Here is a 23,928-nt window from a genome sequence, read left to right on the forward strand (position 1 = left end):
GCAGTTTGTCCGATTTTTCAGGAGGGACATATGCAGAACCAATCATTGACGCCAAGACAGATCGTTGCCGAATTGGATAAATATATCGTCGGTCAGAAGCAGGCTAAGAAATCCGTCGCTGTCGCGCTTCGCAACCGGTATCGCCGCAGCCGGCTCAGCGATGAAGTCAGGGATGAAATCGTGCCCAAAAATATCCTGATGATCGGCCCTACAGGCGTCGGCAAAACGGAAATTGCCAGAAGGCTGGCCAAGCTCGTAGGGGCGCCCTTTGTCAAAGTGGAAGCGACCAAATTTACCGAAGTCGGCTATGTAGGCCGGGATGTGGAGTCCATGGTTCGTGATTTAATTGAAACCTCAATCCGCATCGTGAAAGAGGAGCGTACGGAAAAGGTTAAAGACAAAGCGGAAGAGCTTGCCAATGAACGGCTTGTTCACATTCTTGTTCCATCCGAGTCCAAAGCTAAAGCACAGCGCAATCCGTTTGAATTTATTTTTGGAACGAATAATAACGCCTCCCAGGACAACACCGCCAAAGAGGCCGCTGAGGAGCAGGATGCCGGGCTGGCTGAGCGACGTCGCCAGGTTCGGTTCAAGCTGCTTTCCGGCGGTCTGGAAGAGGATATGGTCGAGATTGAAGTGGAGGACAATACGCCGACCATGCTGGATATGTTGTCCGGACAAGGGGGCGACCAGCTTGGCATGAATATGCAGGAAATGCTGGGCAGCTTTATGCCAAAGCGGACAAAGAAACGAAAGCTTCCGATCAAGGAAGCCCGTAAGGTGCTCACCCAGGAGGAAGCGAATAAGCTGATCGATCAGGAGGACCTCATCCAGGAGGCGGTCAGCCGTGCGGAGCAGGCCGGGATTATATTTATTGATGAAATTGACAAGGTAGCCAGCAAGGGACAGGGCTCAGGTCCCGATGTTTCCAGGGAAGGCGTTCAAAGGGACATTCTTCCTATTGTCGAAGGATCGACGGTTATGACGAAGTATGGACCCGTGAAAACGGATTTTATTTTGTTTATCGCCGCTGGAGCCTTCCACATCGCCAAGCCATCCGATCTGATTCCCGAGCTTCAGGGCAGATTTCCGATTCGAGTTGAACTGAGCAGCCTAACTCTTGACGATTTTGTGTCAATTTTAACGGAGCCGCAAAACGCGCTTACCAAGCAATATTCCGAGCTGCTTGCAACCGAGAATATCCGGGTAGAATTTTCACCCGACGCGATCCGGGAAATTGCCAGCATCGCGGCTTCGGTTAATGCAAACAATGAGAATATCGGAGCCCGCAGGCTGCATACCATATTGGAGAAGCTGCTCGAGGACCTCTCCTTTGAAGCCCCAGAGCTTAACCTTGAGCAGTTTGTCATCACGCCGCAATATGTCAAAGAGAAGCTCGGAGACATTGCAGAAGACCGTGATCTTAGTCAATATATTCTGTGAGTCTCTAAGCCAATAGTCACAGAAATCCACAAAAATCAAAGATACCGACCAACGTCCTACGGTACTCCGGACGTTAGTCGGTATCTTTTTTTGACAGCGTTCGCAGCCTAAAAATGTCGATTTATAGCGCTTTTTTAGTCACTTTCCCGAAATTAATGTTAGAAAGTACAAAAAAATACCATTTTTTCAGAAAAGATAGTCCTTTTTTCTTATTGTATTATATTACAAACTCTACGAAACTTAGGTTATGCGATGTCGAAGAATTTTTTTCCATAATAGGACGTAAGAAATAAACTTCTGAAACCTATTGTCGAGAAAAAGAGGAATTTATCGAAAAATGTAGAATATCTCAAAAGTACCTAATCAAGTTAGGGATTTAGGAGGAGAGTGAAGGGATGCAGTTACTAAACGGAACCAGTTTTGACCGACTGCAAAATGCGATTCAGGCAGCAGATTTACGGCAGGATGTGATTGCTAACAATGTTGCCAATGTGGATACACCTAAGTTTAAAAGGTCCGAAGTCTCATTTGAATCGTTGCTTCAGAACGAGATGAAGGGCGGAACGAACCAACTGGTTGGCTTTCGTACAGACCCCAGACACTTTGTGATCGGACCAAGCTCCAATGTACCTACAGCGAAAGTAGCTACCGATGAGACTACAGCGATGAACAATAATTTAAACAATGTGGACATAGATCGTGAGATGTCTTTACTTGCTGAAAATCAGCTGAGGTACAATTCCTACATAGAGCAACTTAACTATCAGATCAAAATGATGCGGACAGCAGTAGGAGGGAATGTCTGATTATGAAAATCAGCAACAGCTTTGATATTAGTTCTTCGGCTCTAACCGCGCAACGCTTACGCATGGATGTTATTTCTTCTAACATTGCTAACGCAGAGACGAGCAGAGCTTCAGTTGTAGACGGAAAGGCTGTTCCATACCGTCGCAAAATGGTAGTTCTTTCGTCCCAGCAGAACAGCTTTGACCATGCATTGAACAGGGCGATGGGGGGACAGAAAACTCCGGGACAAGGGGTTAAGGTTACAGCGATCGAGGGTGATCCATCGGCTTTTAAGCCGGTTTACAATCCGACGCATCCGGATGCTGACAGCCAAGGTTATGTTTATATGCCTAATGTTGACATCGTGAAAGAGATGGTTGACATGATTTCAGCATCTCGTTCCTATGAGGCAAACGTAACGGCGTTGAATGCATCCAAAGCGATGGTTACAAAAGCGCTGCAAATTGGCAAATAAACAATACAGAAAGGGAGTGCTTAATCATGTTCCAAAATGCGACTAATTCGGTCATTCAGTCGCTTAATCTCATTCAGCCGCAAACTGCATCTGCAGCTGTTGAAAAGACGCCTTCGGAAGCCGTTAAAGAATTTGGATCCTTTTTAAAAGACGCCATTGACGGAGTTTCCGCACAGGAACAAAATGTTCAAACCCTGAATAACCAGTTTATGCTAGGCCAAGCGAATATTGATCAGGTCATGATTGGATCGGAACAGGCTTTGCTGAGTTTGCAGCTTACTTCCCAAGTTCGTAACAAAGTAATCGAAGCCTATCAGGAGATAATGCGAACCCAAATGTAACTTGTAACAGTAAAGCAAAGTTTCGGATGAGGTGACAATGTGAATGAGAGAATCGCCCAGTATAGGGAAAAAGTAGTTCAATACTGGAATAATTTCAGCAAAAAACAAAAAACGCTATTTATTTCAACGGTCGGCATCATCTTGCTGGCAATCATTCTTCTGACGATACAGTTTTCCAAGACTGACTATGAAGTAGCCTTCACAGGGCTTGATTCTACAGATGCCGCAGGAATCATGACCTACCTGGACAGCAACGGTACTCCTTACAAGCTGAGCAGCGATGGTGCAAGCATCTCTGTTCCAAGTACCGATGCCGCCCGCGTCAAGGTGGATATCGGCTCTCAAGGCATGCTGCAGAGCGGTTCAATCGGTTTTGACAAAGCGTTCGGATCCAGCTCGTCCGTAATCGGCATGACGGATCAAGAATTTAATGTGAAATACAAGAGCGCGCTGAACGGCGAAGTTGAACAGCTGCTTGAAAGAATGAACGGCGTACAGAATGCGAAGGTACTTATCAATCTTCCTGCACAAAATGTATTCGCAAGCAGCGAAGAGCAGGAGAGGGCATCTGCTTCCGTAGTCCTAGATTTTAAACCGGGCTTTCGTCCTACACAAGATAATATCGACGGATATTTCAATTTAGTAAAGACCGCGATTCCAAATCTTCCGATTGAGAACATTACGGTCAGCAGCGAAGAAAACGAATTGCTGCCATCCGGCAAGGGCGGTACATCAGGCAGCCTGACCGGGGCCGTTCAGGAAAATCTGAATCTGCAAAAGAAATTCGAGAGCGACGTAAAGCAGAGCGTCCAGCAATTTTTAAGCAAATTGACCGGTCCCGACAAAATTGATGTATTGGTTGCTTCCAAACTGAACTTCGATCAGGTCAGATCTAATGAAAAATTAGTGACTCCCGTAGATGAAGAGAACATGAAAGGGATCGAAATCAGTGCGCAAAAGGTTCAAAACACGTATTCGGGAACAGCAAACCCGGATGGAGGGATTGCAGGTACTGGTCAAGGAGATGTTCCAGGATATCCATCCTCGTCTTCAGGCGGAGGTTCAACCTCGGAAGAAAACTCTTCTACGATCAACTACGAGGTCAATCATATTACAAGAGATATCGTCTCCAGTCCTTACGTTGTAAAAGATTTAACCATAAATGTACTTCTTGAACCACCAACGGGACAAAATTCTTTGGATCAGCCGACACAGGACGCGATAGCCAAAATTTTGAAAAATATCGTTGCTTCATATCTGGCTGATTCCGGTGTTACTTATACAGACGCTCAACTGGCCCAAAAAGTTTCGGTACTCTCGCAAACATTTCAAAGTGGTGATCAACCGGCGCCAAAAACCGGCCTGTCCAGCATGTGGTTATGGGGTATTGGAGCGGTTGCCTTGCTCGCGGTCGGGACGGCAGGATTCCTTATTTACAGGAACCGCAAACGGGCGAAGGAAGAGGAAGAAGAAGATCTTCCGCTGCCGGTCGCTACAGAATTTCCGTCCGTTACTTTAGAGAGTGTTACGAATGAGAACCAGGTAAGGAAACAACTTGAGACCCTCGCCAAGAAAAAACCGGACGAATTCGTCAACCTGCTCCGTACTTGGCTTGCTGAAGAATAGAGGTGATTTTTCAATTGTCCAAATTAAGCACTCAAGGATTGACCGGAAGGCAAAAAGCGGCCATCCTGCTGATTACGCTCGGGCCGGAGGTTTCAGCCCAAATTTTCAAGCATTTGCGCGATGATGAAATTGAACAGCTGACACTGGAGATTGCAAATGTCCGCAAGGTGGACAGCGCTGAAAAAGAATCGGTTATGGCTGAATTTCATCAAATTTGTCTGGCGCAGGAATATATTTCGCAGGGCGGCATCACCTATGCGAAAGAAATCCTTGAGAAGGCGCTCGGAGAGCAGAAGGCGCTCGATATTATCAACCGCCTGACGGCAACGCTTCAGGTTCGGCCGTTCGATTTTGCCAGAAAAGCGGATCCTAATCAAATTCTTAACTTTATTCAAAATGAAAATGCCCAGACGATTGCCTTGGTTCTGTCTTACCTGCAATTTGAACAGTCTTCTACCATTCTTTCATCGCTGCCGCAGGAAAAACAGGCTGAGGTGGCACGAAGAATCGCCGTTATGGACAGCACGTCTCCTGAGGTCATCTCCCAGGTTGAACGGGTGCTGGAGCAAAAACTGTCTTCAACGGTGACGCAGGATTATTCAACTGCCGGAGGGATCGAATCCATTGTACAGATTTTGAATGGAGTCGACCGCGGGACAGAAAGAACGATTCTGGATTCGCTCGAAATCCAGGATCCCGAGCTTGCCGAAGAGATCAAGAAACGGATGTTTGTATTCGAGGATATCGTCAACGTGGACAATCGCTCCATTCAGCGGATCATCCGCGATATCGAAAATGCCGATTTGCAACTCGCGCTCAAAGTGGCCAGCGACGAAGTCCGCGAAGCGATTTTCCGAAATATGTCCAAACGCATGTCGGAGTCCTTCAAGGAAGAAATGGAATACATGGGGCCTGTGCGGCTGCGTGATGTTGAAGAAGCTCAAACCCGCATCGTAGCGACGATTCGAAGACTTGAAGAAGCCGGAGAAATCATCATAGCCCGCGGCGGAGGAGATGACATCATTGTCTAATTTGATTAAAGCTACCCAATATGTTCCCGTGGATAACTTGAAGCAATTGGACCTCGCCAAGCATTATGAAGCTATACCGGAAGTTTCAGCGGATTATGGCGAATCGGACCATGATTCTTTCAGTCAGCGCCGGATTGATGAAGCGGAACAGACAAGAAAGGAAATACTCGCGGATGCCAAAGAATTTGCCGAACGGCAGGTCCGCGAGGCTGCGGAAGAAGCGCATCAATTGCTGGATGAAGCCAAACAGCAAATTGACTCCTGGTGGCAGGAAAAAAGGGAACAGGATGAACAACTGATCGAAGCTTCCAAAGCGGAAGGCTTTCATCAGGGTTATGAAGAGGGAAAGCTCCAGGCGGAACACGATCTCAAGGAACGGATTGACCGGATGATGGCCGAAGCCCAGTCCGTGCTCACCGCAGCCCAGCGCAGCAAAGAGCAGATTATTCAGGAAGCGGAGCCGTTCTTGGTAGCTTTAAGCTGTGAAATTGCCCAGAAAATTATCGATCATCAGCTGACGCTTGAACCGGAATTCGCTGTCGAACTGATTAAACGGAATCTCTCCCGCAAGAGCGAGCAGGGAACGTTGACGCTGTGCGTATCTCCCGCCCATTTCGCTTTTGTTCAGGCGGCGAAAGAAGAGCTTGCTCTGGTGATTGATTCCCAGGCGGAGCTGCTGATCATTCCGGATTCCAGCGTGAAAGATCGGGGCTGCGTCATCCGTTCAGCCTTCGGCAGCGTGGATGCAAGAATTGATACGCAGCTGACCGAAATCAAAAAAGAACTGCTGCGCATTTCGCAGCACGCTGAGGAGCGGGGACCAGATGATGATGAAGCTTAACCTGGACAGTTACCTCGAGCATTTGAGGGAAATGGACCCGGTTCGAGTCAACGGTAAAGTGACCCAGGTCATAGGCCTCATGGTGGAATCAGAAGGACCGGATGCGAGCATCGGCGATGTCTGCGAAATTTATCCGAGCAAGTCGTCTGTTCCGCTTAAAGCGGAGGTTGTGGGCTTCAGGGATAACAAGGTGCTGCTTATGCCGCTGGGGGAACTTCATTCCATCGGGCCAGGCTGCGATGTGGTCGGAACAGGTAAGCCGCTAACGGTTCAGGTAGGTTCCGAATTACTCGGCAAAGTGCTCGATGGACTGGGTCAGCCGCTGGACGGTTCGCTGCTTCCATCGCGAATAGGGCAGTTCTCAACCTTTAGCAAGCCAAACAATCCGTTGGCCAGACCCCGGGTTAAAGAGCCGATCAGCATCGGTGTCAGAGCGATTGACGGACTGCTGACCATTGGCAAGGGACAGCGCGTTGGCATATTCGCCGGATCAGGTGTCGGAAAGAGTACGCTCATGGGCATGATCGCCCGGAATACTTCAGCTGACGTCAATGTCATTGCGCTAGTCGGAGAACGCGGACGTGAGGTGCTTGATTTCATAGAGCGGGACCTTGGACCCGAGGGACTGGCAAGATCAGTGGTGGTTGTCGCCACTTCCGACCAGCCGGCCCTGATCCGGATGAAAGGCGCGCTGATTGCCACGACGATTGCGGAATTTTTCCGGGATCGCGGCATGAATGTCATGCTGATGATGGATTCGGTCACCCGCTATGCCATGGCGCTGCGCGAGGTGGGGCTGGCCGTAGGAGAACCGCCGGCCATGCGCGGCTACACGCCTTCAGTGTTTGCGGCGCTTCCGAAACTGCTGGAACGCGCAGGGACGGGGAAGACGGGATCCATCACCGCGTTTTATACGGTTCTCGTCGATGGCGACGACATGAACGAACCGATAGCGGATGCGGTCAGGGGGATCCTGGACGGACATATTGTGCTGAACCGGAATATAGCGAACAAGGGACATTTTCCGGCCATTGATGTGCTTGCCAGTATCAGCCGGGTGATGAAGGATATTGCGCCCGAGGAGCAAATAGAGGCAGCGGAAAATCTGAAACGATTGCTGTCTGTGTATAAAGAATCGGAAGACTTGATCAATATCGGCGCTTACCAAGCGGGCTCAAACGCCCAGATTGATGAAGCGATTGAAGCGATCGACGGGATTTGGAGCTATACGAAACAAAAGGTGGATGAAAAGGTTACGCTTGCGGAAGCCATAGAGCGTTTAATTTCAGAGTTTGCAGGGGGATGACTGAAGGATGAAATTTAATTATGCCTTTCAAAAAGTGGTCGACTTGAAAACAAATGAGAAAACGCAGGCGGAATGGCTTCTCTCGGCGGCGATTGGCGCACTTCAGGCGGAGCAAAGAACCCTGGAGCAGCTTTTGGAGGACAAGCGGAAGCTGGCTGTGGCCATGCTGGAGGAAGCGAAGAAGAAAGCATCCCTGCTGAAGCTGCAGGCTCTGCAGCAATACGCGGATCATCTGGAACGCTGCATCGCCGATAAGTCCAATGATGTCAATCGCGCGGAGCAAAATGTGGAAAAGAAAAAAGTCCAGCTAAGCACCAGAGTGCAGGACGAGAAAGTATGGCTGAAGGCAAAAGACAAGGCATGGGATGCCTTCCGCCATCAGATGCTTCTCCGGGAGCAAAGCGAGCTTGACGAAATGGCGACGGTCCGTTTTGCCATGAGAGCAAGGTAGGCATTGTCCCGAACGTTTGGAGAAGGAGGGTTTGAAAATTGGCGCAGGCTAGACTTGAAGTAGAGAGAGAGACTGGCGGGGGATTCGGACGTTTTTTGTTTTTTGTAACACCGATTCTGTTCACAGTCGTGCTATTGGGCGTTCTCCTAACGCTGCTGAATAACAATATCCAGGATAAAGCTTTGAGCCTGCTGAATAAAATTCCTGTGGTGAATCAATGGATTCCCGATTCCGAAAAGGACAAGCTGGACGCTAAGAGCAACCCGGCCAATCAGGAAAAAAGCTCGGAGGCAACAATCAAGGAACTGAAGGCTCAGCTGGACGAACGGCAGAAGGAAGTTCAGAAGGCCAACGAGCAGACGGCACAGCAGACACGGAAAGTAAATGAACTGCAGAGCAAGCTGGATACGGTAGCTCAGGAGAATGAGCAGAAGGCCCAGGCTGCCGAAAATGAAGCTGCTCAAAACTACCAGAAGGAAGTCAAAAAGCTGGCTCAGTTGTACAGCGATATGAATGCTGGCAAAGCGGCCGCGATCATGAGCAATTTGACAACTGATGAAAACATTCTTCTATTAAAGTCCATGAACAATGAGAGCAAGGCGGCCATTCTCGAAAAAATGGATCCCAAAACGGCTGCCGACATCTCGATCCGTCTAAAAGACGCCGAGGATTCGGAGGATTTGGCCATTGCCGCGCTGCAATCGAGACTGAAGAAGGAAAGCTTAAGCAGCCTGGCGGCGAAAACCTCAACGGCAGTAACAGGTCTTGACAGCACACAGATCAGTCAAACCTTTGCAACCATGGATCCCGTAAAAGCGGCCACGTTGCTGCTGCAGACCGACAAAATCAGCCCGGAGAAGACGCTCAGTATTTTGCATGCTGTAGATGATTCTACCCGCTCCAAAATATTGGCTGCGATGTCCGACGAGGATGAAGCCGAAGCCGCCAAGATTTTGAACAAGCTGGTGAGCAAATAGAGCGAAGCAGTAGCTTTGAACCGGATGTGAAAGGAGGTGAGAAATCAAATGAGCACCATTCCAGGAACAACCGTCAGCGCGCCTTCAAGCGCAGGCAAATCAACCGTTGCAGCTTCAAATGGGAAAGGCCAAGAGCAGGCGGGGAAAACGTCTAGCGCAATTGGTGCAGCGGAGAATGCAAATTCAAGCACAGCTGCAAATGGAAGCGATAAAGGAAAAAGTGTTGCCGGCAGCGGTTCGGCTTTTGGAAAAACATTGCTGCAGTATATTTTAAACCCTGCTGCATCTGCAGAAGCTGCATCTGCGGATGATACGCTTGGCCCGAATCTGGCGGAGTCCTTAACAGGACTTGCGAAAGGAGAATCGGCCGCCGGTACGGGACTTAGCCAAAATATGGATGGACTTCAGAATATTCTTGATGCGCTTTCGGAGCTTTTACAGAACAATTCTGAACTGGATCAAGCCATTGCAAGCGATCCTGCGCTTATCGCTCAGCTGCAAAGCTGGATTCAGCAGGCCATGCTCTTGCTGCAGGGAACAGACGCAGCGCAGATGCAGCAGGCAAGCGAAGGCGGCAATGGCACCGGGCTGTCTCTACTTGCTTCGCAGCCGGAAACCTTGCGTTTTGCCGTACAAGACACGCTTCATATGCTTAAAGAGCAGCTAAACCGTCTTGGATCGCAAGGCAGTGCAGGCTCCGCGTCCTTTAGCGAGCTGATTCAATCGCTGCAAAAAACGCTGGGCCAGTTCGTCAAGCTGCCGTCAGAGCAGATCCAGCAGCCAGGGCAGCACGTTTTTCCAATCAGCGGATCTGCTTCAGGTGAAGGAGCCGCACACGCTGTAGTAACGGCAGCGGCCACTGCAGGCGATGAAAATCCTGCGGATCAGCATGATGCTTTTGAAGGTAACGGCGGTAACAGCGCGAACATTGTTACGGCAGGCCAACTTCAACTGCGCGACGGATCTGCAGCTCCCGCTAAAGTGAGCACGCCCGTTCCAGTTGAAAGGTTTGCGCAGGAAATGACCGGCTTTGTGGTCAGCAAGCTGGATATTGTAAAGCTGCAAGGCATGTCAGAAGCTAAGATTTCCTTATTCCCGGAACATTTGGGACATGTAGATGTAAGAATCACGCTTCATAACGGACAAGTTGTGGCCCAGTTTATAACCGAGCATGCTTTCGCCAAGGATTCGCTTGAACAGCAAATGACCCAGCTGCGAGCTGCCTTGCAATCCCAAGGGCTCCAGGTAGAGAAGCTTGAGGTTACTCAAAATTCATCTCTTTCTTCCCAAATGTATCAGGATGGAAGACAATCCGGCGCCGGTTCCCAGCAGCGTCAAAACAACAAACGCCGTGAAACGGGCGGTGACGAAGCTTTAGCCACCCTGGATACGATGGAGGAATGGAATGAATGGGTTCGTGAAGTACAGTCCAAACAGGCTGATTACGGAAGCTCGTTCATTGCCAAAGCCTAGTTTACACATTTAAAGAAAATGAGAAAGGAGGCAGCCGGATGGCGGATAGTATTCCAACAGGCGTAGCTTGGCCCAATTATTCGGCTTCGAATGTGCAGGCCGCTTCGAAGAAAGATAATCAGACCATGGGCAAGGATCAGTTCTTGAAGATTCTGATCACGCAGCTGCAAAATCAGGATCCGATGCAGCCGCTGGAGGATAAAGAATTTATTGCCCAAATGGCGCAGTTTACTTCCGTTGAGCAGCTTATGAATATCTCTTCGCAGCTGACTGCAATGAACCAATCATTGGGCAGCGTGTCGGGCCTGATCGGTAAACAGGTAACCTGGATGCAAGAAAGTACAGACGGTTCATCCGAGTACAATGTGGATGGATCTTCCGCAAGCGGTACGTATACGACAGGCATTGTGGATTCGATTGTAATCAGGTCGGGCGTGCAATATGCCAAGATTGGAAGCAGCGAAGTTCCGCTGGATCAAATTTTGCAGATCGATAATCCAGGCGATTCGGGACAGGATGGCAGCGGCTCGGATAGCAGTGCTGAGGATTCCGGTGCAGAGAGTGCGTCATGAATGAACCCATCCAAGTAGGACGCTTGTATCCGGGGCGACTTCAGCCGGGCATACTGCAGCAGCAGAGCGGCAAGCTTGCCGGTTCGGATGGAAGTGCTACATTTAAAGAGCTTCTGGGTCATGAACTGGTTCGCTTCAGCAATCATGCGGCCAAGCGCATGGAACAGCGCGGAATTGAGCTTAGACCGGAGCAGCTCGGTAAAATCGGACAAGCGATTGATAACGCAGCTGCCAAGGGAGCGAAAGAATCGCTTATTTTGATGAAGGACATGGCTTTTATCGTTAACGTAGGCAACCGAACCGTCGTAACAGCCATGGACGGAAACAGCATGAAAGATAACGTATTTACGCAGATCGACAGCGCGGTAATTATTAATTGACACCATTAGCTGGCCCGGTTACGGAGAGCTAATCAACAGGCTTGCAGATCGACTGATGCAGGCAATTGGACCGTAAAAAAGGAGGAAATGTCAAATGTTAAGATCCATGTATTCCGGGGTTTCCGGTATGCGCGGTTTTCAAACCAAGCTGGACGTTATCGGCAACAATATCGCGAATGTAAATACCGTTGGCTTTAAATCCGGCAGAGTTATGTTTAAGGATATTATGAGCCAAACCGTATCCGGCGTTACAGCGCCAACGGAAGGTGAAGTTGGCGGGGTTAACGCCAAACAGATCGGACTCGGCGTTTCGATCGGTTCCATCGATACGAATCATACGTCAGGAAGTGCTCAAACGACAAACAACCCTCTTGATCTCCGAATTGACGGCGATGGTTTCTTTCTGGTCAAGCTTTCCCCGGACCAAGAGACCCCATATCTGACAAGAGCCGGGGATTTTCATCTGGACGCAGCACGCAATCTCGTCACATCTGACGGCATGCTGGTGATGGACTCGGGTGGCGAACCTATCACGATTGGTGCAGATGTTACGGCTTTTACCATCGCCCAGGACGGGACAATTGTTCAGAAAATGGCTGACGGAACAACCGCTCCCGGAGTTTCCATCGGCGTTGCAAAAGTTACAAACCCTGAGGGTCTGGAGAAAATTGGAGGAAACCTGTACCGGATGACTCTGAATGCCAATGCCGATGGAGCGCTTGAACCGACCACGGGCAACAATGCCGAAATCGGAACCGGGGCGATTATCTCCGGACAGCTTGAAATGTCCAACGTAGATTTGACCGGCGAGTTTACCGAGATGATCGTGGCACAGCGCGGCTTCCAGGCCAACTCCCGCATTATCACCACTTCGGACGAAGTTCTTCAAGAAGTCGTTAACCTGAAACGTTAGTGATTAAATAGACGGGGAAGGGGCACCTTCCCCGGAAATTTCCGGGAGGGGCGCCAATGATTTCAGTAACAAGAATAAACGGTTCTCCATTTTGGATAAATGCCCTAATGATAGAATCCGTTGAAGAAACACCGGACACTTACATAACGCTAGTGACCGGCAAGCGAATGATCGTTTTGGAGAAGGCGGCAGAGGTGCTGAAGAAAATCCAAGAGTACTATACGGAAATTGGGATTCATGCAGCAACTATTAAAGTGCAACAAACGGAGGAATTGTCATGAAAAAAATGTTTCCTTGGCTGATAACGATGCTGTTATCAATTACACTGATCGCATTAGCAGCATTCCTTATCGTCAAACCGGGTACCGATCAGGCTGAAGGCTCTTCTAACAAGCAAGGGGGGGTATTCAAGAAACTGTCGGCTGAAGAAATTGTAGAAACTACATCTGTCATTGAGGATATCAAAACGAATTTGTCGGATCCGAGTTACGTCGTCAGCATGAATCTGGCATTTCAATTGAACAATGGGAAGGCAAAAGAATCCTTTGACAAAATTGCGGAGTATAAAGTCAAGCCGATTATTATTAAAACACTTGCTGATAAGAAGCCGGAGGAGCTTGCCGGAGCCAAAGGAAAAGACCAACTGTGCACAGAACTGCTTAACCAAATTGACAAGGTGCTGCCGGAAGGAAGCTTGGCTCAGATTGACATTACTTACTTTATTGTTACATCGATTTAAATAAGAATAAAGCCGGTTTCAAGTTTTTGAAGGGGGTGAGATATTTTGGTAGATGTATTATCACAGAATGAAATCGATGCGCTGCTGGCCGCGCTGTCTTCCGGTGAAATGGATGCCGAGGAATTGAAGAAGGAAGATACGCAAAGAAAAATCCGTTCATATGATTTCAAGCGTGCGGTCCGGTTCTCGAAGGATCATATCCGCAGCTTGACAAGAATTCATGAGAACTTTGCACGTTATCTCACTACCTACTTCTCGGCACAGCTTCGGACTTTTGTTCAAATTAATGTCGTCCAGGTTGAACAATTGCCTTACGACGAATTTATCAGATCCATTCCTAAAATGACGATCCTTAATATTTTCGAAGCTGAACCGCTTGAAGGAAGAATGGTACTGGAAGTTCATCCTAATGTAGCTTATGCCATGCTGGACAGGCTGCTCGGAGGAACGGGCACAGCTCCTTCCAAAATCAATTCTCTGACCGAAATTGAAACGATTATAATGGAGAGAATTTTCAGCCGTGCCTTTGAAAGTTTGCAGGAAGCGTGGAAAACGGTAATCGATATTTCGCCGAGAATGGAAGCGCTGGAAACAAATCCGCAGTTTATGCAGATCGTATCGCCGAATGAAACGATTGCACTTATTTCGCTCAGTACAAAAATCGGGGACACATCCGGGATGATCAATCTTTGTATCCCGCATGTCGTCATAGAACCTATAATGCCAAAGCTCTCTGTTCACCACTGGTTTGTATCCCAGAAGAAATCGAGAGCGCCGGAGGAAGTAGACGCCCTGCAAGCAAGAGTCAGCAAAGCCAAGCTTCCGATCGTAGCCGAGCTTGGGGAGTCCAGGCTCACGATCCGTGAATTTCTTGGCCTTACGGCCGGAGATGTCATTTCTCTGAATAAGCCGGTAAATGATGGCCTTTCGATCCGTGTAGGGGAAAGACTGAAGTATACAGGCAGTCCGGGTACGATCAAGGATCGGGTTGCCGTTCAAATTGATGAGATTGTCAGTGAAGGAGTTGAAGAACTTGACGAGTAAAGATTATTTGTCCCAGGAAGAGATCGATGCCCTCTTGAAACAGGCAGGCCAGGAAACGCCTGAACCGACAGTTAACGATTATTTGACTCCGCTTGAACAAGATGCTTTAGGCGAGATTGGAAATATCACTTTCGGCAGCGCGGCAACGGCCCTCTCTGCTTTGCTCAGTAAAAAAGTGGATATCACCACGCCGAGAGTTTCCATTATAAAACGCTCCAACTTTGAATCGGAGTTTCCAAAGCCGCATGTAGCTGTGCATGTAACTTATGTAGATGGTTTTCAAGGGATCAACTCTCTTGTCATCAAGAAGCGGGATGCTCAGGTTATAGCTGATCTGATGCTCGGCGGAGAAGGAAACCCGGCAGATGAAGAGCTTAATGAAATTCATATTAGCGCCGTGCAAGAAGCAATGAATCAAATGATGGGTTCGTCTGCAACTTCCATGTCCACGATCTTTAACCGATTCGTGAACATTTCGCCACCGGCCATTGATATTCTGAATATACAGAGCGGAGATGGAATTTCGAACCTTCCGCCCGATGAAACGCTGATCAAAATATCGTTCCGCCTGACGATTGGAAATTTGATTGATTCAACGATCATGCAGCTTCTTCCGGTGCAGTTTGCCAAAGAAATGGTTAAAAGCCTCATCGGCGGAACATCGGAGACGTCAGCTGCTTCGAGCGAAGCAGCGGCAGCCTTGGAAGCTCCGGCTCTCTCTGCCGAGACTTCAGTGCCTATGGCCCAGGCTCTGCAGCAGCACAACAATTACAATCCGGCTATGACGTCGCCCGGACAGGGCTACGCACACCCTCAGCATTACGGAGCCGCTGCTGGCCGAAACGTTAACGTACAGCCAGTTCAGTTCTCTAATTTGCAGGCACCGGCCTTTGATCAGATCGATGAAAATAATTTGAACTTATTAATGGACATACCCCTTAAAGTCACCGTAGAATTAGGTAGAACCCAGAAGCAAATTAAGGATATCCTGGAATTGTCTCAAGGTTCAATTATCGAGCTGGACAAGCTGGCAGGTGAACCTGTAGATATTCTGGTAAATAACAAACTGATCGCCAAAGGCGAAGTTGTCGTTATCGATGAGAACTTTGGCGTTCGCGTTACCGATATCGTTAGCCAATGGGACCGAATTCAAAATTTACAATAGAGAAGATCTCAGGAGGGACTATTATCCATGGCAAACCGAATTTTGATTGTAGACGATGCAGCATTTATGAGAATGATGATCCGAGATATTTTGACAAAAAACGGATTTGAGGTTGTAGGCGAAGCGCAGGATGGGGCGCAGGCAATTGAAAAATATAAGGAACTCCGTCCGGACCTCATTACGATGGATATAACGATGCCTGAAATGGACGGAATTGCAGCATTGAAAGAAATCAAAAAGATCGATAACGCGGCAAAAGTCATCATGTGCTCGGCGATGGGCCAGCAGGCCATGGTTATCGATGCCATTCAAGCAGGCGCCAAGGACTTTATCGTGAAGCCGTTCCAATCCGACCGGGTTATTGAAGCCATTAACAAAACGCTCGGAGTTTAGGACTGATATATTATGACGGAACAGCCAGCGCCAGACTATTCAAGCTCGGTTGGAAATATCATTACGGTTATTGTTGTCCTGGCGGTCATCATTGTTCTTATCGTACTTCTGATCCGTTTCCTGGGAAATCGGAATCACGCCATGTCCAAAAGCCGCTCCATTCGCACGCTTGTTGCGGTAGGACTTGGTCCGAGCAAGTCGCTTCAAGTGCTGGATATCGGCGGAAGTATTTATATCGTGGGTGTAGGTGATGACGTTACGCTTATTGACAAAATCACGGATCCGGCAGAGGCAGCTCTGCTGATCGGGAATTTTGAAGAAGGGGCTGCCGATTTCTCGAAGCTGTCTTCCATCGTTTCGGCCATTACCTCCCGCTTTCGGAAAGAAGACCCTCCTGTGGAGGAAGAAATAGACGAAGCCGCTTTTCACGAGGTATTTGAGTCAAAGCTGAGAAAGCTGCCGAATCGGAAACAGCAGGTCAAAGAGATCCTGCAGGAGGAACAATCTACAGATCGGTTGAGGGACTCATGAAAAAAAAGCTTGTTATGATTGCATTGCTGCTGATGCTTTTCAGCGTTTTCTCGGTAACGGCGGCTGCGGCCGATCCGATTCCGAACGTTAACATCCAGGTCGGAGATTCGGGAGGAAAGCCGAGCACTAGCTCGCTTTCCATTCTGCTGCTGGTAACGGTGCTGAGTGTGGCGCCCGCTATTTTGGTACTGATGACAAGTTTTACGCGGATCGTTGTTGTGCTTGGATTTGTAAGAAGCTCGCTCGGCACACAGACGACGCCTCCCAATCAGGTGCTGATCGGGCTCGCTCTGTTTATGACTCTGTTCGTGATGAGTCCAACGTTGTCCGATGTAAATAAGGTGGCGCTGCAGCCTTATCTGAAGGGTCAGATCAGCCAAACGCAGGCGCTCGAAAAAGCGGCTGTTCCGATGAAAAAGTTCATGTATTCCCATACGCGGAACAAAGATCTTCAGCTATTCCTGAGCTATACCAAGACCGAGAAGCCAAAAAGCTATGAAGATATCCCGATTACGGTGCTAGTACCGGCGTATGCGATCAGCGAATTGAAGACTGCATTTCAAATGGGCTTTATGATCTATATTCCTTTTCTGATCATCGATATTGTAGTCTCGAGCACGCTGATGGCGATGGGGATGATGATGCTTCCTCCGGTCATGATTTCCCTGCCATTTAAAATCCTGCTGTTTGTTCTGGTTGACGGCTGGTATCTGGTTGTGAAATCGTTGCTGCAGAGCTTTGGCGCAACTTGAGTATAGTGAGGTTCATACTTGAAGACGAATTAAAACTGGAGGGACGGTTATGAGCTCGCAATTTGTGATCGGATTAGCCGGACAGGCCGTTTATACGGTATTAAAAGTCAGTGCACCAATGCTGATCATTGCTTTAGTCGTCGGGCTTGTCATCAGCATATTTCAAGCAACAACACAGATTCAGGAACAAACGCTTGCTTTTGTTCCAAAGATCGTGGCTGTACTTTTGGCTCTGCTGCTGTTTGGACCGTGGATGTTGACTACCTTGGTGGATTTTACATACGGTATTTTGAACAACTTGTCCCAATATATCGGTTAGGAACGGTCATTCATGGATATCATGCAGGGTTTTACTATTTTTCTGCTTATTTTTTGTCGAATTACTGCTTTTTTTGTTGTCTCGCCTGTCTTTTCGGCTCGAACGGTGCCGAACATATTTAAAATCGGTTTTTCCGGCATTGTTGCGCTTATCATTTTCCTGGTGTACGGGACAACACAGACGGCTCCGTCCGATCTGACTTACATCGTCCTGATCATCCGGGAGGTATTAATCGGACTTCTCATGGGATACGTAGCTACGCTTATGTTTTCCGTCATTACGATGGCCGGTTCGTTTATCGATATTCAGATCGGATTTGGGATGGCCAACGTATTTGATCCCATGACAGGTGCTTCGGCGCCGGTAACCGGCAACTTTAAGTATTCAATCGCATCTCTTTTTTTCCTGGGGATGAACGGCCACCATTATTTGCTGGAAGCGGTCCTCAGAAGCTATCAGTGGATTCCGCTTTCGAATGACGTATTTAACCGGATCTACCACGGAGACTTAAGCGAATTTTTGATCCGCGCCTTCGGTCAAGCATTCATGCTCGCTTTTCAAATGGCTGCGCCTTTGATTGTTGCCCTGTTCCTTACAGATGTCGCTTTAGGCTTTCTGGCAAAGACGGCACCGCAGTTCAATATCTTTGTCATCGGCATTCCGCTGAAGATTCTCGTTGGGCTTGTGCTGCTGCTGGTGTTTATGTCCAGTATGGTGTATGCCTTTCAACAGCTGTTTGAACTGCTGTTCAGGGCGCTGGAGAATCTGCTTGGAACGCTTGGGAGCAGGCCCTGAGCCTAAGAAAGGAAGGAATTGTCGTGGCGCTGCGTTATGAACTCGACCTTCAGCTGTTTGCCGAAGAGAAGACGGAAAAAGCAACACCGAAGAAAAGGCAGGAGGCCCGCAAAAAGGGGCAGGTTGCCAAAAGTAACGAGATCCCCGGAGCATTGGTGTTGCTTTCCTCGTTTCTTGCGCTGATGATGTTTGGAGGCTTCTATAAAGAGCGTTTGGTCGCCTTGTTCAAAGATTTTTTTCTACATAGATTGACTTCTGAAATTACGATGGAAAATGTGATAAACCTGTTCGGCAGCGCCGCCATCCAGATTGCGATTATGCTGGCGCCGATTTTCGCCGTCGTCATCATCATGGCGCTGTTATCCAACTACATCCAGGTGGGCTTCCTGCTGACCGGCGAACCGCTCAAACTGAAGTTCAGCAAGATAGATCCGATAAAAGGGTTTAAAAATATTGTCTCGATGCGTTCGCTCGTTGAGATGCTAAAGTCTATCTTCAAGCTGCTGGTCATCGCTGTGGTGGTATATACCACCATATCGGGGGCGCAAAGCGAAATTTCCAAAATGGGTCATATGGCCGTTGAACGGACGTTTTCTTATACCGCCAAGCTGACGATGGAGCTGGGACTGAAAATAGGCGCAGCCCTGCTGATTCTGGCGGCGGCCGATTATATGTATCAGCGTTATTCCCATTCCAAGAGCCTGCGGATGAGCAAGCAGGATATTAAAGACGAGTATAAAAAAATGGAAGGCGATCCGCTGATCAAGGGTAAAATCCGTGAACGCCAACGCAGGATGGCGCTGCAGCGGATGATGCAGGAAATTCCTAAAGCGGATGTCATTATTACGAACCCAACGCATTTTGCCGTTGCGCTTAAATATGACGGCAATGAGATGGATGCTCCGCAGGTAATCGCAAAAGGTCAGGATTACGTTGCGCTCCGAATCAAGGACATTGCCAAGGAGCACGGGGTCATTACGATGGAAAACAAGCCGCTCGCCAGGGCATTGTTCCATAGAACGGAAATCGGGGATTCGATACCGGCCGATTTGTTCCAGGCCGTGGCCGAGGTTTTGGCTTACGTATATAAATTGAAAGGCAGAGTGAAATAAATGTGGGATCGGAGGCGATACGAATGAAATTAAAAGATGTTTCCATATTGGTAGGGATTATCGGCATCGTCCTGATGATGGTTCTTCCGATCCCGACATGGCTGCTAAGTATCCTTCTCGTTATTAACATTTCCTTGGCAATGATGATTCTGCTCGTTGCCATGAATACGAAGGAAGCACTTCAGTTTTCGATATTTCCGGCGATACTGCTGATTACGACGCTGTTCCGCCTGGCGCTGAATATCTCCACGACAAAGCTTATTTTGGGAGAAGCCGATGCGGGGAGTGTAGTTCATACCTTTGGCAGCTGGATCTCTCAGGGACAGCCGGTCATCGGGTTCATCGTCTTTCTGATTCTGGTCGTTGTCCAGTTTATTGTCATCACCAGAGGCTCTGAACGCGTTGCCGAAGTCGCGGCGAGGTTTACCCTGGACGCGATGCCCGGCAAACAGATGAGCATCGACGCGGACCTTAACGCCGGACTCATCAATGAACAGCAGGCACGGGACCGCCGGACAAAAATCGAACGAGAAGCCGATTTCTACGGGGCCATGGACGGGGCGAGCAAATTTGTAAAGGGAGATGCCATTGCTTCGATCATCATCTTGTTCATCAATCTGATCGGCGGATTCATTATTGGCATGTCGATGCGGGGGATGAGCTTTATGGATGCCATCTCGACCTATTCCTTGCTGACGATCGGGGACGGACTGGTCAGCCAGATTCCAGCCCTCCTGATATCGACATCGGCAGGTTTAATTGTCACCCGCGCTTCTTCCGAAGGGAATCTCGCCGAAGATATTACCGGCCAGCTTTTTGCCTATCCAAGGCTGATATATATTGTTGCCGGCATGCTTGCCCTGCTGGGGCTGTTTACGCCGATCGGTATTTTTGCGACCCTGCCGCTTGCGGCGCTGCTTGTTTTTGCCGCCCGCAGAATGCAGACCAATATGAACCGCAAAGCGCTTGAGCAGGAACAGCAGGAGGAGGAACAGCAGATCGAGGAAGTGCGCAGCCCTGAAAGTGTGATCAACCTGCTTCAGGTTGACCCGATTGAATTTGAGTTCGGATACGGGCTGATCCCGCTCGCGGATACTTCGCAGGGCGGCGACCTGCTCGACCGGATTATTATGATCCGGAGGCAGTGCGCGCTCGAACTGGGCCTCGTCGTCCCGGTCATCCGCATTCGCGACAATATTCAACTAAAACCGAACGAATACGTCATGAAAATTAAAGGAAATACGGTAGGACGCGGGGAATTATTACTTAATCACTATTTGGCCATGAGCCCGGGATTTGATGATGAATCCATTACAGGAATCGACACGGTGGAGCCGGCTTTCGGACTTCCCGCCTTGTGGATTGATGAAGCGACCAAGGAACGTGCGGAGATGGCAGGATATACCGTTGTAGACCCGCCGTCCGTTGTAGCTACTCATTTGACGGAAACGATCAAGAAGCATGCGCATGAATTGCTTGGAAGACAAGAGACCAAGGCGCTTATCGACAATCTTCGGGAAAGCTATCCGGCTCTCGTGGACGATCTTATTCCGTCGGTGCTGTCCATTGGCGATGTTCAGAAGGTTCTGGCCAAGCTGCTGCGCGAGAAAATATCGATTCGCGATATGGTTACCATTTTCGAGACGCTTGCCGATTACGGCAGCTATACGAAGGATCCGGAAGTGCTGACCGAATACGTCCGTCAGGCCTTGTCGCGTCAAATCACCCAGCAGTTTACGCACGAGGGCGAAACGATGCAGGTCATTACGGTTGGTCCTGCCCTGGAGAAGAAAATAGCGGAAAGTGTTCAGCAAACCGATCAAGGCAGTTATGTAGCCCTCGATCCGGTATCGACGCAAACTGTATTTCAGAAGCTGAGCGAACAAATTAACCGGCTCATTCAAGCCGGCCAGCAGCCGATCGTGCTGACTTCGCCGACGATCCGCATGTACCTGAGACAGGTGATGGAAAGAACGATGCAGGATGTGCCCGTACTTTCCTATAGCGAGCTTGAACCAAATGTAGAGATTCAGAGCGTGGGAGTGGTCAATCTATGAGAGTAAAACGGTATATCGTGGATTCCATGCCTGACGCGATGGTCAAGATTCGAAAAGATCTGGGCAGCGATGCGGTCATTCTGAGCAACAAAAAGGTGAAGGTTGGCGGATTTCTAGGCATGTTCGGCCAAGTGAAGTTGGAGGTTATCGCCGCCGTTGAGTCGTTGGAAACGGATCACCCCGGTTCTACAGCGATCAAATCCACGCCGCAGCCGGTTCCGGCTAGCGGCAAGCCAAGCAGTCCCGCCTCGAATCATCCGGCAGTTGCCGCCTTGCTGGCACAATCCGCAGCAGCTCGTACAGCGCCTGGGGAAAGAAACGGTCAGCAGGCGCCAGACAGGCCGGTGCTTGCTGGGAGGCGCTCGGTTCCCCAGGCTTACCGGCGAACAACCGAACTGCTTTCAGGCCTGAATGAAGAAGTGAAGGCAGTTCAGCCGTCAGCGGATAGGCAGAACTTGGAGGAAACGAAGGCTGCCGAACTCTCCCGTGCGCTAAAGTCGGCATTTGAATCGGCATCTGCAGGAGAGGCGGTCCCCCAGGCTTCGGATGAAGCCATGGACAAGCCGATGGTTCCATCCATTCGCGGATCGGAACGGCAGCGGCCGGCCGAAGGCGCCGAACCCCCGTATAGTGAAAGTCTGAAAGAAGATATTCGCCAAATGAGGTCGATGATCAGCGAGCTTGCGCGCCAGCAGCGAAATGAACGGACTCTTCCCGATCCGCTTCAAACGCTGCTTGAGCAGTTCAAGCAGCAGGATGTGGATTCAAGGCTGGCTGAAAGCTGGATCGAGCCGGCCTACGAGAAATGGAAGAAATCCGGGGAAACGCTGGGCGATCAGGAATTGGTGCAGGCTGTCAGGTCCGAATTGGAGCATTTTCTGGACGGCCGCATTTCCGAAGAAATTGCCGAAAATACAAGAATGGTTTATGTCGCAGGTCCGACAGGCGTAGGCAAAACAACAACGATCGCTAAAATGGCCGCGGACCAGATTTTTCGCAAGCACAAAAAAGTAGGCTTTATAACCGCCGATACATACCGGATTTCGGCTGTCGAGCAGCTTAGAACCTACGCCTCCATTTTGAATGTTCCGCTGGAAGTGGTGCAGTCGCCAGGCGACATGAAGCGGGCGGTTTCGCGGCTTGAGGAATGTGATCTTGTTTTTGTGGACACCGCCGGGCGAAATTATTTGAATGAATTGTACGTAGCGGAGCTTCACAGCCTGCTGACGCTGAGAGAGCAAAGCGAAACCTGCCTTGTGCTTAGTCTGACGTCCAAATCATCGGATATGCGGCTCATCACGGAGCATTTCTCCAAATACGGCCTGGACAAGGTTATTTTCACAAAGCTGGATGAAACGGAAAGCTTCGGCTCCATGTTTAATCTGCTGTTCGAGTATCCGCTTCAGCTTATGTTTCTCACGAACGGCCAGACCGTTCCGGATGATCTAATCAGCGCAAACAGCGAACTTTTGGTGAACGAGCTTCTCGGAGTTGCTCCTTCATGAAAGACCAGGCAGAATCTCTGAGAGCGATGATCCAGTCGATGGAGCAGCCGCAACCGGAAGCTGGACGTTCGCAGTGTACTGCCAAAATCATTACGGTAAGCAGCGGGAAGGGCGGGGTTGGAAAATCCAACTTCACTTTAAATTTGGCTCTATCGCTCAAAACTTACGGCAAAAAGGTACTGCTGTTTGACGCTGACATCGGGATGGCTAATATTGATGTGCTTATGGGCGTCAGACCCAAGTACAGCCTGTACCATCTGCTGAAGAGAGAAAAGACCGTTTCAGAGATTATAGAGTATGGGGAAGGGGGGCTTCCCTTTATTGCGGGCGGCTCCGGCCTGACTGAACTGTTTACTCTGTCGGATCAGGATTTACACTATTTTACCGGGCAAATCGAAGAAATCGCCGCAGAAATGGACTACATTTTATTTGATACCGGTGCAGGTCTTTCCAAGGAAACATTCCAATTTATTGCAGCCGCGGATGAATGCTTTGTCGTTACAACGCCGGAGCCCACGTCGATCACGGATGCATATGCGCTGATCAAGGTGGTCAGCGGCTCCCGCCCGGATGTAAAGTTCAAACTCATGATCAATCGGGTGGCGGATGAGAAAGAAGCCCGGTTCGTGGCTGACAAAATTAAGCTGGCTGCACGAAGGTTTCTGAATATGGAAATAGCTCTTCTTGGCTATATAAGGGACGAGGCTTACGTCATGAATTCGGTAAAAAGGCAGATTCCGTTCACGATCGCTTATCCTCATTGTGCCGCTTCGCGGGACATTCGGCAGATTGCCCGGACTTTGGCCGAGGAGAGCGAGGTTAAACAGGAAGGTGCTTTGACGGGAATCAGGGGATTTTTACAGAAATGGCTGCTGCGAACTAAATGATTCTTCACAAGAAC

The 23,928-nt window shown here is 49.2% G+C and carries 27 protein-coding genes; all 27 read left to right on the plus strand.

Features of this window, described 5'->3' with window-relative positions; genetic code table 11:
- Nucleotides 1-30: 30 nt before the first annotated feature.
- The 27 genes from hslU to K7397_RS04735 all read left to right on the plus strand — a co-directional run bounded on the left by hslU (nt 31) and on the right by K7397_RS04735 (nt 23,914).
- The gene (gene hslU, locus K7397_RS04605) at nt 31-1,443 is read left to right on the plus strand and encodes an ATP-dependent protease ATPase subunit HslU (RefSeq protein WP_223066766.1); all 1,413 of its coding nucleotides are present in this window, start codon (nt 31-33) and stop codon (nt 1,441-1,443) included.
- Between the two features lie 395 nt (nt 1,444-1,838).
- Nucleotides 1,839-2,249 (plus strand): flagellar basal body rod protein FlgB, encoded by a 411-nt coding sequence (flgB, locus tag K7397_RS04610; protein WP_223066767.1) that lies wholly within the window; start codon nt 1,839-1,841, stop codon nt 2,247-2,249.
- Nucleotides 2,250-2,251: 2 nt separating this feature from the next.
- Complete coding sequence (gene flgC / locus K7397_RS04615; protein WP_223066768.1) at nt 2,252-2,704, plus strand: flagellar basal body rod protein FlgC; 453 nt, start codon at nt 2,252-2,254, stop codon at nt 2,702-2,704.
- 26 nt (nt 2,705-2,730) lie between these two features.
- Nucleotides 2,731-3,045 carry a flagellar hook-basal body complex protein FliE gene (gene fliE, locus K7397_RS04620; RefSeq protein ID WP_223066769.1) on the plus strand — a complete coding sequence of 105 codons (315 nt, stop codon included), beginning with the start codon at nt 2,731-2,733 and terminating at the stop codon, nt 3,043-3,045.
- Between the two features lie 39 nt (nt 3,046-3,084).
- Nucleotides 3,085-4,671, plus strand: coding sequence for a flagellar basal-body MS-ring/collar protein FliF (gene fliF, locus K7397_RS04625; protein ID WP_223066770.1), 1,587 nt, complete (start codon nt 3,085-3,087; stop codon nt 4,669-4,671).
- 14 nt (nt 4,672-4,685) lie between these two features.
- A complete protein-coding gene (gene fliG / locus K7397_RS04630) occupies nt 4,686-5,702 on the plus strand; it encodes a flagellar motor switch protein FliG (protein ID WP_223066771.1) in 1,017 nt (338 codons plus the stop codon).
- A complete protein-coding gene (locus tag K7397_RS04635; RefSeq protein WP_223066772.1) occupies nt 5,695-6,543 on the plus strand; it encodes a FliH/SctL family protein in 849 nt (282 codons plus the stop codon). The genes fliG and K7397_RS04635 overlap by 8 nt, the downstream gene beginning before the upstream one ends.
- Nucleotides 6,530-7,849 (plus strand): flagellar protein export ATPase FliI, encoded by a 1,320-nt coding sequence (gene fliI, locus K7397_RS04640; RefSeq protein ID WP_273545573.1) that lies wholly within the window; start codon nt 6,530-6,532, stop codon nt 7,847-7,849. Before K7397_RS04635 ends, fliI begins: the two co-directional genes overlap by 14 nt.
- A gap of 7 nt (nt 7,850-7,856) precedes the next feature.
- A complete protein-coding gene (gene fliJ, locus K7397_RS04645) occupies nt 7,857-8,300 on the plus strand; it encodes a flagellar export protein FliJ (RefSeq protein ID WP_223066773.1) in 444 nt (147 codons plus the stop codon).
- A gap of 38 nt (nt 8,301-8,338) precedes the next feature.
- A complete protein-coding gene (locus K7397_RS04650; RefSeq protein WP_223066774.1) occupies nt 8,339-9,277 on the plus strand; it encodes a MotE family protein in 939 nt (312 codons plus the stop codon).
- Nucleotides 9,278-9,325: 48 nt separating this feature from the next.
- Complete coding sequence (locus K7397_RS04655; protein ID WP_237690673.1) at nt 9,326-10,750, plus strand: flagellar hook-length control protein FliK; 1,425 nt, start codon at nt 9,326-9,328, stop codon at nt 10,748-10,750.
- 38 nt (nt 10,751-10,788) lie between these two features.
- Nucleotides 10,789-11,322: a flagellar hook capping FlgD N-terminal domain-containing protein gene (locus tag K7397_RS04660; RefSeq protein WP_223066775.1), complete on the plus strand. Its 534-nt coding sequence runs from the start codon at nt 10,789-10,791 to the stop codon at nt 11,320-11,322.
- Entirely contained in the window at nt 11,319-11,702 is a 384-nt protein-coding gene (locus K7397_RS04665; protein WP_223066776.1) for a TIGR02530 family flagellar biosynthesis protein, read from the plus strand. The genes K7397_RS04660 and K7397_RS04665 overlap by 4 nt, the downstream gene beginning before the upstream one ends.
- Before the next feature lie 94 nt (nt 11,703-11,796).
- Entirely contained in the window at nt 11,797-12,615 is an 819-nt protein-coding gene (gene flgG / locus K7397_RS04670) for a flagellar basal body rod protein FlgG (protein ID WP_223066777.1), read from the plus strand.
- 56 nt (nt 12,616-12,671) lie between these two features.
- Nucleotides 12,672-12,896, plus strand: a complete 225-nt coding sequence (locus K7397_RS04675) for a flagellar FlbD family protein (protein WP_223066778.1) — start codon at nt 12,672-12,674, stop codon at nt 12,894-12,896.
- Nucleotides 12,893-13,354 (plus strand): flagellar basal body-associated FliL family protein, encoded by a 462-nt coding sequence (locus K7397_RS04680; protein WP_223066779.1) that lies wholly within the window; start codon nt 12,893-12,895, stop codon nt 13,352-13,354. The genes K7397_RS04675 and K7397_RS04680 overlap by 4 nt, the downstream gene beginning before the upstream one ends.
- A 45-nt stretch (nt 13,355-13,399) precedes the next feature.
- Complete coding sequence (gene fliM / locus K7397_RS04685; protein ID WP_223066780.1) at nt 13,400-14,398, plus strand: flagellar motor switch protein FliM; 999 nt, start codon at nt 13,400-13,402, stop codon at nt 14,396-14,398.
- Nucleotides 14,388-15,563 carry a flagellar motor switch phosphatase FliY gene (gene fliY / locus K7397_RS04690; RefSeq protein ID WP_223066781.1) on the plus strand — a complete coding sequence of 392 codons (1,176 nt, stop codon included), beginning with the start codon at nt 14,388-14,390 and terminating at the stop codon, nt 15,561-15,563. The genes fliM and fliY overlap by 11 nt, the downstream gene beginning before the upstream one ends.
- Nucleotides 15,564-15,590: 27 nt before the next feature.
- On the plus strand, nt 15,591-15,956 hold the full coding sequence (locus K7397_RS04695; protein WP_223066782.1) for a response regulator: 366 nt from the start codon (nt 15,591-15,593) through the stop codon (nt 15,954-15,956).
- 12 nt (nt 15,957-15,968) lie between these two features.
- Nucleotides 15,969-16,487, plus strand: coding sequence for a flagellar biosynthetic protein FliO (locus K7397_RS04700; RefSeq protein WP_223066783.1), 519 nt, complete (start codon nt 15,969-15,971; stop codon nt 16,485-16,487).
- On the plus strand, nt 16,484-17,239 hold the full coding sequence (gene fliP / locus K7397_RS04705) for a flagellar type III secretion system pore protein FliP (protein ID WP_223066784.1): 756 nt from the start codon (nt 16,484-16,486) through the stop codon (nt 17,237-17,239). Before K7397_RS04700 ends, fliP begins: the two co-directional genes overlap by 4 nt.
- Nucleotides 17,240-17,288: 49 nt before the next feature.
- Nucleotides 17,289-17,558, plus strand: a complete 270-nt coding sequence (fliQ, locus tag K7397_RS04710; RefSeq protein ID WP_223066785.1) for a flagellar biosynthesis protein FliQ — start codon at nt 17,289-17,291, stop codon at nt 17,556-17,558.
- 12 nt (nt 17,559-17,570) lie between these two features.
- Entirely contained in the window at nt 17,571-18,353 is a 783-nt protein-coding gene (gene fliR / locus K7397_RS04715; protein ID WP_223066786.1) for a flagellar biosynthetic protein FliR, read from the plus strand.
- A gap of 23 nt (nt 18,354-18,376) precedes the next feature.
- Entirely contained in the window at nt 18,377-19,465 is a 1,089-nt protein-coding gene (gene flhB / locus K7397_RS04720) for a flagellar biosynthesis protein FlhB (protein WP_223066787.1), read from the plus strand.
- A 23-nt stretch (nt 19,466-19,488) separates the two neighbouring features.
- On the plus strand, nt 19,489-21,522 hold the full coding sequence (gene flhA, locus K7397_RS04725) for a flagellar biosynthesis protein FlhA (RefSeq protein ID WP_223066788.1): 2,034 nt from the start codon (nt 19,489-19,491) through the stop codon (nt 21,520-21,522).
- Entirely contained in the window at nt 21,519-23,027 is a 1,509-nt protein-coding gene (flhF, locus tag K7397_RS04730) for a flagellar biosynthesis GTPase FlhF (RefSeq protein ID WP_223066789.1), read from the plus strand. The genes flhA and flhF overlap by 4 nt, the downstream gene beginning before the upstream one ends.
- A complete protein-coding gene (locus K7397_RS04735; RefSeq protein ID WP_223066790.1) occupies nt 23,024-23,914 on the plus strand; it encodes a MinD/ParA family protein in 891 nt (296 codons plus the stop codon). The genes flhF and K7397_RS04735 overlap by 4 nt, the downstream gene beginning before the upstream one ends.
- Nucleotides 23,915-23,928: the final 14 nt, after the last annotated feature.

It is taken from the genome of Paenibacillus caui (genome assembly GCF_019904135.1).
Taxonomy (GTDB): domain Bacteria; phylum Bacillota; class Bacilli; order Paenibacillales; family Paenibacillaceae; genus Fontibacillus; species Fontibacillus caui.